At 39.5% G+C, this 10,416-nt stretch carries 13 protein-coding genes; all 13 read right to left on the bottom strand.

Annotation, left to right across the window (positions count from 1 at the left end):
- Positions 1-174: GFA family protein (locus FCU94_RS15335; RefSeq protein ID WP_176289383.1), on the bottom strand; the 174-nt coding region annotated here is incomplete at its 3' end.
- 743 nt (positions 175-917) lie between these two features.
- Entirely contained in the window at positions 918-1,283 is a 366-nt protein-coding gene (locus tag FCU94_RS15340) for a hypothetical protein (protein WP_176289384.1), read from the bottom strand.
- A gap of 134 nt (positions 1,284-1,417) precedes the next feature.
- On the bottom strand, positions 1,418-2,023 hold the full coding sequence (locus tag FCU94_RS15345; protein ID WP_176289385.1) for a hypothetical protein: 606 nt from the start codon (positions 2,021-2,023) through the stop codon (positions 1,418-1,420).
- Between the two features lie 133 nt (positions 2,024-2,156).
- Positions 2,157-2,687: a GNAT family N-acetyltransferase gene (locus tag FCU94_RS15350; protein ID WP_176289386.1), complete on the bottom strand. Its 531-nt coding sequence runs from the start codon at positions 2,685-2,687 to the stop codon at positions 2,157-2,159.
- A 152-nt stretch (positions 2,688-2,839) separates the two neighbouring features.
- A complete protein-coding gene (locus FCU94_RS15355) occupies positions 2,840-3,127 on the bottom strand; it encodes a hypothetical protein (protein WP_176289387.1) in 288 nt (95 codons plus the stop codon).
- A gap of 116 nt (positions 3,128-3,243) precedes the next feature.
- Positions 3,244-3,633: a hypothetical protein gene (locus tag FCU94_RS15360; protein ID WP_029857400.1), complete on the bottom strand. Its 390-nt coding sequence runs from the start codon at positions 3,631-3,633 to the stop codon at positions 3,244-3,246.
- A 1,290-nt stretch (positions 3,634-4,923) separates the two neighbouring features.
- The gene (locus FCU94_RS15370) at positions 4,924-6,186 is read right to left on the bottom strand and encodes an AAA family ATPase (RefSeq protein WP_176289389.1); all 1,263 of its coding nucleotides are present in this window, start codon (positions 6,184-6,186) and stop codon (positions 4,924-4,926) included.
- Positions 6,187-6,376: 190 nt separating this feature from the next.
- The gene (locus FCU94_RS15375) at positions 6,377-6,910 is read right to left on the bottom strand and encodes a hypothetical protein (RefSeq protein ID WP_176289390.1); all 534 of its coding nucleotides are present in this window, start codon (positions 6,908-6,910) and stop codon (positions 6,377-6,379) included.
- A 146-nt stretch (positions 6,911-7,056) separates the two neighbouring features.
- On the bottom strand, positions 7,057-7,887 hold the full coding sequence (locus tag FCU94_RS15380; protein WP_176289391.1) for a hypothetical protein: 831 nt from the start codon (positions 7,885-7,887) through the stop codon (positions 7,057-7,059).
- 129 nt (positions 7,888-8,016) lie between these two features.
- Positions 8,017-8,487 carry a GNAT family N-acetyltransferase gene (locus tag FCU94_RS15385; RefSeq protein ID WP_176289392.1) on the bottom strand — a complete coding sequence of 157 codons (471 nt, stop codon included), beginning with the start codon at positions 8,485-8,487 and terminating at the stop codon, positions 8,017-8,019.
- 134 nt (positions 8,488-8,621) lie between these two features.
- A complete protein-coding gene (locus FCU94_RS15390; protein ID WP_176289394.1) occupies positions 8,622-9,269 on the bottom strand; it encodes an HAD family hydrolase in 648 nt (215 codons plus the stop codon).
- A 151-nt stretch (positions 9,270-9,420) separates the two neighbouring features.
- A complete protein-coding gene (locus FCU94_RS15395) occupies positions 9,421-9,795 on the bottom strand; it encodes an SMI1/KNR4 family protein (RefSeq protein WP_176289393.1) in 375 nt (124 codons plus the stop codon).
- 236 nt (positions 9,796-10,031) lie between these two features.
- A complete protein-coding gene (locus FCU94_RS15405; RefSeq protein WP_004748935.1) occupies positions 10,032-10,304 on the bottom strand; it encodes a hypothetical protein in 273 nt (90 codons plus the stop codon).
- Between the last annotated feature and the right edge of the window lie 112 nt (positions 10,305-10,416).

A 10,416-nucleotide genomic window follows, 5' to 3' on the forward strand; every position in this document is an offset into this window, starting at 1 on the left:
TTCCCCTTTAGTCCATTCGATGTTTGAAGGAGAAGTAAACAAGTTCGATGCATGAGCCGAACCTGTGAGCTTTCGGCACTGCTCACAGTGACAAAAGAAGAACTTACCGAAGTCATCTTTAAGCTTAAAGGCTACACTTTCGCAGCAGCAACCGCCTGTAATCTCTTTACTCATTTCAAACCTCCATGTTTGTTAATGTCGGATAAATATAACGCCCAATTAAGTAGCCCGAAACGCACTGGCTAACCTTCCGCATTGCACCGTAAACACCAAAGCCGACGCAAACCAAAAGTGCCACGCGTTGAGGGTCTGCTTGAATTGTTTGTTATGTTTTACCACAAATGACTGATTTGTTTGGCAAAGAACTGCTTTGTTGGCCGCATTTCAAGAAGTGAATCACAAGCTCAATCTTACTTGGCCGCCAGAGGCTCGAAACATGAAGCGACTAAACCCACTTCCCTGCCCAATGAGGCAACCCGACTAACTCACAACAAGCACCCTATCTTTCCAACCAAAGCGCAAGACAATGGTAAATTGCCGAGGCAACTGCCAAGCTGACATGTTACTTGGCTAATACGTTCAAAGCGACTTAGAGCCAGTGACATTTGAAACCAACCGCCACGACCTGCAAATGAAGCAACCCGCGAACATTGACATGTTTTACGGGCTGAGAAATTCACGAAATTAGGCCGACAATACGGATTTGCTGAGGCAACTCGAACGAATGGCTAAAGGGACAAAGAACAGAGATCGAAGAATTTATAAGCCATTGAAATACAAGTAAACATAACGCCGCGTTAAGTAGTGAGCAACGCCACCACCATACCTAAATATTGTGCCGTAATCACCAAAGCTGAATCAAACTGAAAATGCCGAGCGTTGCGAATCTGTCTTAAACGCTTTGTTATATGCGTAGTTCAAGAGACAAAGATTGTTACTAGTCCACCAAAAACAATGCTATAAAAACCAAGCCAGATACTAGCTTTCCCGATACGATTCACAATCACTACATACATTTGCCTTAGTTCATCTAGCCCTTCAGGTCCAAAAGCTGAAGCTGGATTCAATATTGAGAATGCCGATTGATATAGTTGATGAGAGATATACGCCATCGCTGCAACCAACAAAGCGCTAACCTGAAAATAAGTAAGTTGATTTTCAACACCTATGTACTGCCCAAGAACATAAGCTGTTAATGGGTAAGTAAAACCAACCGACAGCAGTAAGATAGATCCAAACACCTTGCTCTTAACTCTTTGTTTATTTTCTACTAAATAACTCATATTTTCTCAAAAGCATATAACGCCCGCTTAAGTGGTGAGCAACGCTACCACGACACTCAATTATTACACCGTAAACACAAAAGCCAAATCAAACTAAAACCGCCGAGCGTTGTGAATCCGTCTTAAAGCACTTGTTAGGGTTGCTCTGAGTACATATAAACACCAAGCACACCATACAACACTGCAGTAGGTATAGCCGTTACACCAATGATGGCTGAATCAATCACTACTGAAGCTGGTGTTATAATTACTTTGCCAACATTAGCTACGTTGCTAGATTCTTGGGTAACCTTTATTTGATAATCACTATCCAATTTGACATTATCAAAGCTACCTTTAAGAGCATAACGATTTCCCTTTAACCTATAGTTGAAAAGCATAATCTCGTTCTGGGAAAACCCTAAGTCAATAAGTTTCTTTCTATGTAGTTCAGGAATACTTGATGAACGAACTGAAAGAATAATTTCACCTGCAATATCAGCCGACTCACTTAATCGAAAATCAATAAACTTTGGTTCAAACTCAATATCACGACTCAACATTAAAGCTTGCTTAAACTCACTACTAACATCAAAAACGTATGAATACTCATTGCCATTCACAATAAAAAGCTCATTGTCATCATTGACTGAAAAACCTGAAATAGTTTCAAAGTAACTTTCATTTTCCCATAACGCAGATGTTGTTCCGCATCCTGTCAATCCGACGATCAAAAACAAAACAAACATTGATAACTTCATTTAACTCCCCTTTCAAAAGTGAAAACAAAACTACAATTGTAACCCTAACGCCGCATTAAGGTGTGAGCGGCGCTTGGCTATACTTGAGCGAAGCGAAACTGCCAAGCGTTGCGAATCACTCTTAAATGCTTTGTTAGTTGCGTTCTTGCCACTCCGAACGCAACACCCCATATTTCACCGAATCGTAATACTCGCCTTCATAGTAACGTACTTTTCTTAGCCTTGCTTCTTGTTGAAAACCCAACTTCAGCGCCAGAGACATCATGCGCGGATTGCCTGACCATGTTGTCAAACCGACCCTTTCGATTGTGTTATTTTTGAACAAGTATGATATCCATTGAGGAAGAGCCAACGCAGCGATACCTTGCCCCCAGAGTTTGGAATCGTAGATCACCACACCAGCTTCAAGCCAGCGAGTTTCTTCACATTCCCAATAACAGCTAACTGTCCCTATGGGAGTATCATCGACAGTGATTAACTGTAAATCTGAGCCAATTAACAACCGTTGAAACGAAGACTTTTCAAACTGATTTAATGAAGGGTGAGAATACGGAAAATATGGGCCATTAAACTGAGTCCATGCATCGTTTGAAGTTACCAAAGCATGGATTGATTCCAGTTCATTTGATTTTGCTGGTCTAATACTTATTCGTTTTTCTTCCACGATACTTCCCTATTCTTTGAAGCAAACTAACGCCGCGTTAAGTAGTGAGCAACGCCACCACGAAACCTAACCATACCACCTTAAACACAAAACCCAACGATGGAATGAAAAATGCCATGCGTTGGGAATCTGTCTTAAACGCTTTGTTATGTTTATTTAAGCCCAAGAGATCGTGCTAGTAAGAAGTTCAATGCAGATCTCTCTACTACCTCACTTTTTGAGTGCATAGTATCTTCTAACTGATGAACTAGCTCCTGACTGTAATCGAGATTATTGTCATTTATAAAAGCCTCGAGCAAGTATAGGACTTCGTACCCCTCATCTTTATCGACTTTCTTGCGGTCTAGACTGCCGGTATATGTTCCATCACCGGCATCACGTTGCCAAATATAATCGTATTTTTCAGTTTGTAGATCGCTTTTTTTTAACTTTACTACCATCACTTTCTCCTTATTGTGACCATAAACATAACGCCGCATTAAGGTGTGAGCGGCGCTTGGCTATACTTGAGCGAAGCGAAACTGCCAAGCGTTGCGAATCACTCTTAAATGCTTTGTTAGCTTTCTATTTCCAATGCAATGTAATTTGCGATGAGTTTCTTTCCTAGGTAATGCCAACTAAACTCTAACTCGATACCATCAACTAGATACTGGTAATTAACCTCGACTCCATCGTCCCAGTGTTCAAAATGATTAGAAAATAAAGCCTTTATGTGTTCTGGCTGCGTACCATCATTTATTGATAAATAACGGTTACCCAACAGAAGCTCACCTTTAAAAACACCTCCTCTTGAATAAAACTCACTCAAGCGGACATGGATGTGATGCACCTTACCATTAACTACATTTAGTAAATAGCATCCAAAAGAATGGCTACCATCAGGAAGGCTACACTCTTCGCTAAGCACAAAGTTATCAATAGAAAACGTATTGAGATTTAGTAGCACAATTACTCCTTGAAAGCTAACGCCCTGTTAAGGTGTGAGCAACGCAATACCGATGCTGCCGAATACCACCTTAAACACTTAACGCAACGCATAGTAAAAACGCCAAGCGTTGCTAATCACTCTTGAACAGTTTGTTATGTGATTTCCTTATTGAACAAATATACTCTCTTCCAATAGCCTTCTTTTCCAACTTCGAACTCCCAAGAATACCGCCAACACATGCAAAATTACTATTATCACATGACCTGTAAGTATAAAACCGAGGAACACACAAACTATTGATAGTATTGATACATCTCGATACGCACGTTCAACCGATGTTTTAGCGCAAAAATAAACAGCATAACTAGAAATAATGAGCGCCAACACGAAGCATGTTAGAAAAAATGGGGAACTCAGCTTGATACTATTAAATGTCTCATTCACATAGTCGTTTACACCTAAAGACGACAAGTAAATTGAATAAAGGAATATACTTCCTACGAACACTGTTGATAAACCCACAACGTTAATCAATAACGCTAGCAGTATTGCCTTTGCAGAACTACCTTTTCTCACAGCTTTTTCTTTCATATTTCTTGTCCCATACTTTAATCTCTAGAATATATAAGGTATCGATAATCACATAACGCCCAATTAAGTAGTGAGCAACGCAATACAAAAGCTACCGCATTGCGTCATAAACACAAAACTAACTGCAAACCAAAACTGCCACGCGTTGCGAATCTGCTTGAATTGTTTGTTATGTTTTACCACAAACGACTGATTTATTTGGCAATGAACTGCATTGTTAACCGCTTTATAAGAACTTTGTCACACGCGAAATCTCACTTGGCTGCCAAAGGCATGAAACTCAAAGCGTGTAATTCCACTTCCCTGCCCAATGAGGCAATCCGATAAACGTTCAACGACCACGCATCCTCTCCAACCAAAGCGCAGAACAACTTTAAATTGCCGAGACAACTGCCAAACCAGCTTGCTCATTGGCAAATACACTCGCAGTGACTTTACGCCAAACAAACTACCAACATGGAGGCACGACTTCGAATTGAAGCGCAAAGTTGGTTGAGAAATTCAAGAACTTGGGCAGACAATATTGAATTGCTGAGACAACTCGAACGAACAGCCAAAGAGACCAAAGAAACAAGCGCCAAAAACCTTTTATTTCTTCTAAATCAAAGTGAAACATAACGCCGCATTAAGGTGTGAGCTGCGCTCGGCTATACTTGAGCGAAGCGAAAATGCCGAGCGTTGCGAATCACTCTTAAATGCTTTGTTAGCACCCTGAACCTAAATATCCCATATGTCTCCTTTATACAATCTATCGCTAATTTCAGGAGGGTTAACTCTTACAGCAGGGTGGTTTGATAACATCAGCCTTAAAGTTCTAACTGCATCATACGCCTTGATTATAATCTTACGTTGCTCTTTGAATAACTTCTGATCAAACGAGTCAATGTTCACTTTATGCGCGGGTTTCTGCCTCAGTTTTCTAACCTTTCGGAATGCTGCAAGCATGTTATCGACATGCTTGGGATCTGGTGTTTGGTAAAACTTATCGATCCAAGCAGCCAGTATTTGTATAGTTCCTTTTGGCCTGATAACCACTTTACCGTCACTTCTCTCTTCTTCAGACTCAACTTCAACGTCATTTTCAAAGAATTTTTTGTTTATGTTATCGGACATCATTTTATCTAATAGGAGCATAAACAAATTAAATTCAGAAACTGTAGGCCTCAACAAGAAGCCAAACTCTTTTGGACGATCAGAAACAAAGCTATTGTGAAATAGATGCGGTTTACCCATTAGTTGGCTCATTTTATTTATTAACTCAAGCTCTTGAACAAACGCCTCAAAAATTGACATTTTGGTACCCCAAGAACCAAGTATGCTGCTCGCATAGTAATCAGGGTGTAGTTTGATGTTTCCACTAATCTCCTTTGCTTTCCAAATTTGCTGGTGCTCAGGAGATAAATTAGCCAAATACCTTGCAAAAACAGCAACATATCTATTCAGTTCATCGTCATATGCAAAACCAAATGTTTTCAGAATAATTTGGTCTTTTTCAGGTACAGATGATGACTCGAAATATTCATCTGTTATGCAGATTGAACCATGAATAAAATCGGTTTCATAAGTATACCTAGGGTCATTTCGATAAAATTCAAGAACGGAAAGATCGAAAGTCATATAATCTAATTGACCCTTACCTTTCGCTAATTCTAGTTGATATGGTGATTCAGCAAACTTAGTAATATGCTCACTTTCTGACAATTTATTGGGGTGAATATATAGACACATATTTGCAGGAAATTCTTCGGAGTCAAAACACTCGAGCATTTTTTCTTTTGGTACATCCGAAAATGCTTTTATATGAGTGTTTGCATAAATCTCTACAGTCAGAATTTCGTTTACAATACCATCTCGAATAATCGACTTCATATCATCTGCATTCACATTTAGCTCAGATATCAACTTATACACCGGGTAGCCGTTAAAATCTCCAGATGAGAAATACTGCTCTTCTACTAAAGAGCATATTTTTTCCAACATTTATGTACTCCTATATATCCAACTCTGTGGGTGCTAACGCCCAATTAAGGTGTGAAGCACGCGACCACAACACTTAACTTGACCACCATAATCACTAAACTCAATCCAAACCAAAAATGCCAAGCGTGCTGAATCACTCTTAAATTGTTTGTTATATTTAACATGTGAAAGAATCAGGCTTATATTACAGTTAATTTGGCTTATACAACTGACAAAACATGCCACCTTTAAAACCTGATATTTGTGCTTTCCACTTTCTTGGAGAGAACCCGGGAAAATCCCAGTGACCACCTCGGCTAAATTGACCGTCATTATCTGCTAGTTCAACAGTAAGTTTACCTTCTTCAAATGCTAAAGCTATTTTCAATCCATCAGAATTAGCTAACAAACTCATTATTAAATCATTCCTAACTACCTTATTACTCTGAGTTTGAACTATATAGAAGTCATATCTTTCATCCTCTAATGAGGCTACTACTCCCAGAGATTCATTTTCCATGTCATTTAGGTACTTTAAAGAGTAGCTTGGTGCCCAGTCTGGATGCTTCTTGACTCCTTCAAACCTAGTAGCACAGAGCACTTTGTCTGCTTGCGTATATGCTTCTTCATATAGGATTTGAAATTTACCACCAGGTACATCGAATTGTGTTGTGTAAGCTATTTGAGCTTTTACATTAAACGCAACAACAGCAAAGAAAAAAATAGGTAGTTTTGACAATTTCATATTACTTCCAATTAAATATAACGCCCAATTAAGGTGTGAAGCACGCGACCACGATACTCAAGTTTACCACCGTAATCACTGAACTAAGCCCAAACCAAAAATGCCAAGCGTGCTGAATCACTCTTAAATTGTTTGTTAGGAGTATATTAACGGTACGGGTCTATATATGTTCCCATAACAATATAATCGTCCCCAGAGGATTCTAAAGCTGAACTGTTCATGTCTATACCAGCAAAACAATACTGAATTGAATCTATAAATCCTTTTTCATTTTCAACGTGCTTAACAATGCCTGAAACATAAAACTCATTGTTCGCATCAAACTGTCCGAGTTGAACATTACCACCGACTGAAAACACAGATTGGCTATCTATAAGCGACTTTAAAGCCAAAATGGGCTTTGCTGGCAAAGACTTATCTTTATGAATGTCTAGATATAAGCCATATTTATCCTCTCCAGAACCTATATACTCAATAAACTCATCTAAACTTGGATCCATTATGCTAGCTTTAGGTTCAAACTTGTCGATATTCTCACCATAGTCGATATAAAACTTAGCCAGCATCAGCTTATTCTCTTTAGGGCAATATCCACTTAAAAAGAAGTCTATACTTGAATCATTTTCTAGTTGGTTTTGTATGCCTGTCGATACTTCTCGGTATAATTTATTAATTGTCCTACATATATACTTAAATGATAATTCAGAAAATGTAGGAACATATTGCAAACGCTGCATAGTTATCGCCAGAAACTCTCTAATGAATGAAGCTCCTGCAAAATCGCCAGCAAAGCACATTCCATACGTACTCTCAAATGCGACTTGAGGTTGGGTACCCTCTTCTGAAGGCTCATATATACGTATATGGACTGGAGTTACTTTTATGCCGTAGTCCGCATACTTGTCACCTACCGAGATTCTCGAATCAGATCCTAGATATATGTTGTTTTGAAATTTAAATGCTACACATAATGTCATATATACTCCTAACGCCCAATTAAGGGGTGAGCAACGCTACCACCCAAACCTAAAGCATTGTGCCATAAACACTAAATTGGAAGTAGAACCAAAAATGCCAAGCGTTGGGAATCCCTCTTAAATTGTTTGTTATGTGGTGGCTTCCCACACCATGATAGTCGTTTCTATTTCGTGGTGCTGTGCCTGATGAAGAGCTTTAAAACCCTGATTTAAATACAGCTGAATATTGAAGCTTTCGCATTGTAGGTAAAGCTTTTTGATGCCAAGGGTTGTCGCTTTATCTTGAGCTGAGTCTAGCAACTTGCGTGCAATACCTTTCTGCCTGTGGTTCTTGTGTGTAAACACGCCACCAACCCAATGCTCATACTCTGGATAGTGTTTATTTTCACGAATTTTGAGTTCGAGAACACCAACTAGTTCTCTATCTATGTGCGCAACTAGCGACAAAGGAACTTCATTTCGATTTACAGATTTCTCGATAACCTTTTCTAGCACCATTGCTTCAGTAACATTTGGAGCAATTCTAGCCCACTCATCGTAGTACCATTTTGCTATCTTTGGTGCTTCATGCGGATAATCCGCTAGTAATGAAATTTCCATATTTCCTCTTAACCACATAACGCCCAATTAAGGTGTGAGCCACGCTACCACAACACTCAATTTGGACATCGTAAACACTGAACTAAACCCAAACCAAAAATGCCAGGCGTGGGGAATCACTCTTAAATTGTTTGTTATACGAACATTTCATCGTATGTCCTGATTGCTTTAACCGCACCACTTAGATCATTTTTGCCATTAAAGCCATGCTTAACAGCAATGACGTCACAGCCACTAGATTTAGCTGCACGAATACCCGCAGTGGAGTCTTCAAACACAATTGTTTGGTCAGGTGAAACAGCTAATTTACCAAGAGCTAAAGTGTAAGCTTCTGGGTCAGGTTTATGCTTAGTTACGTGCTCCTGCGTAATAACTAGGTCAAAAGCATTCTCTAGATGCAACGAGATTAAAATATTATCCACCATCCATGTTGCTGCTGAACTAACAACTCCACACTTTTTACCTGCTAGTTTTAACTGTTCTATGTAAGCCTTAGCCCCAACATTTAGCTCAAGCTCATCGTTGAGCATCTGTTCGTAATGAGCTCGAAAGTAGCAATTAAACTCTGTTAAGTCAGGTGCAATATTTGCGTTTTCAAAGAAGTGACCCGTTACAACCTTCCAACTTTCACCCATAACATCTTTGTAAATGTTGTGGTCTACGTGTGCGCCATAATCCAAACACGCTAATGCTAACGCTTTGCCCTTTAAAGGCTCTGAATTTACTAATGTCCCGTCCATATCGAACAGATAAACTTCATAATCTTTCAATTCACTCTCCATGTTAAGTTTTTCGAGTTCGTATAACGCCGCATTAAGTGGTGAGCAACGCCTGCCGCCCAACCTAAACCATTGTGCCGTAAACACTAAAGTCAATTCAAACCAAAAATGCCAAGCGTTGGGAATCCGTCTTAAATGCCTTGTTATGTTCGTTCTATTCGGTTTCAAACTCGTTCAAGAGCTTCTCGACAAACTCGCTCAAATTGTTAGCAAATAGATTGCATTCCATTTTATCGTGGTCTGCAAGGCCTACCGAAAATTCCGTATTAGTGTGGTTGATCACGTAATAATCACCACAACCATTGTGACCAATTATAAAGTACCGATCTGGCCACTTTTCTCCAAAATAGCCACTTTCTCTTACCTCTAGGTTTTCTGAGATTATTTCATTAGCGTTAGTAAGAAAATGGAAATCCTCTGCTTCAGTGCCAATCAAAGTTTCGGGGTAATTTAAAAGTGCCTGCTTATAACAATTAGGAAGCGCGACCCCTATCTTCCTTTCAATTAGATTCAGTTCTTCTGACTTCATTATTACTCCTAGAACATAACGCCCTGTTAAGGTGTGAGCAACGCAATACCGATGCTTCCGCATGCCACCTTAAACACTAAACGTAACGCATAGTAAAAATGCCACGCGTTGCGAATCACTCTTAAACAGTTTGTTATGTGCAAATTTCCACCAAGTGGATGTCCCGCTAGATATCAAGACTGGTACCAATACTTTTCTGTTAACTTCAAGCAACTTATACCAGCCAAGAGTCATTGTTAAGGTAACGATATATCTTTATCCCAGAACAAAGATTCAACCTCTAAACAACTAATCTGATTCTTTAGAGAACTGACATCTACCCCCCAGCGACGACAAATAACCAACAAACGCCTAATGACATCACCTGAAACTGATGACTTGAAATGAATTTCTAGATTTAGACCAACACCAACTACCTTTTCAAACTCTGGTAATGAGTACAAACAAGCGAAAAATACTTCTTCGTCTTCTTGTCCGTAAAAACTTGGTCCTTGAATGGTTACTATCATTTGTGACTCCGCACTCTAACCTATTTTAGACTGGCACATAACGCCGCGTTAAGGTGTGACAAGCGCTTGCCACACTTGAGCGAAGCGAAACCGGCAAGCGTTTGGAATCACT

The organism is Vibrio sp. JPW-9-11-11 (genome assembly GCF_013369335.1).
In the GTDB taxonomy this organism is placed as follows: Bacteria; Pseudomonadota; Gammaproteobacteria; order Enterobacterales; family Vibrionaceae; genus Vibrio.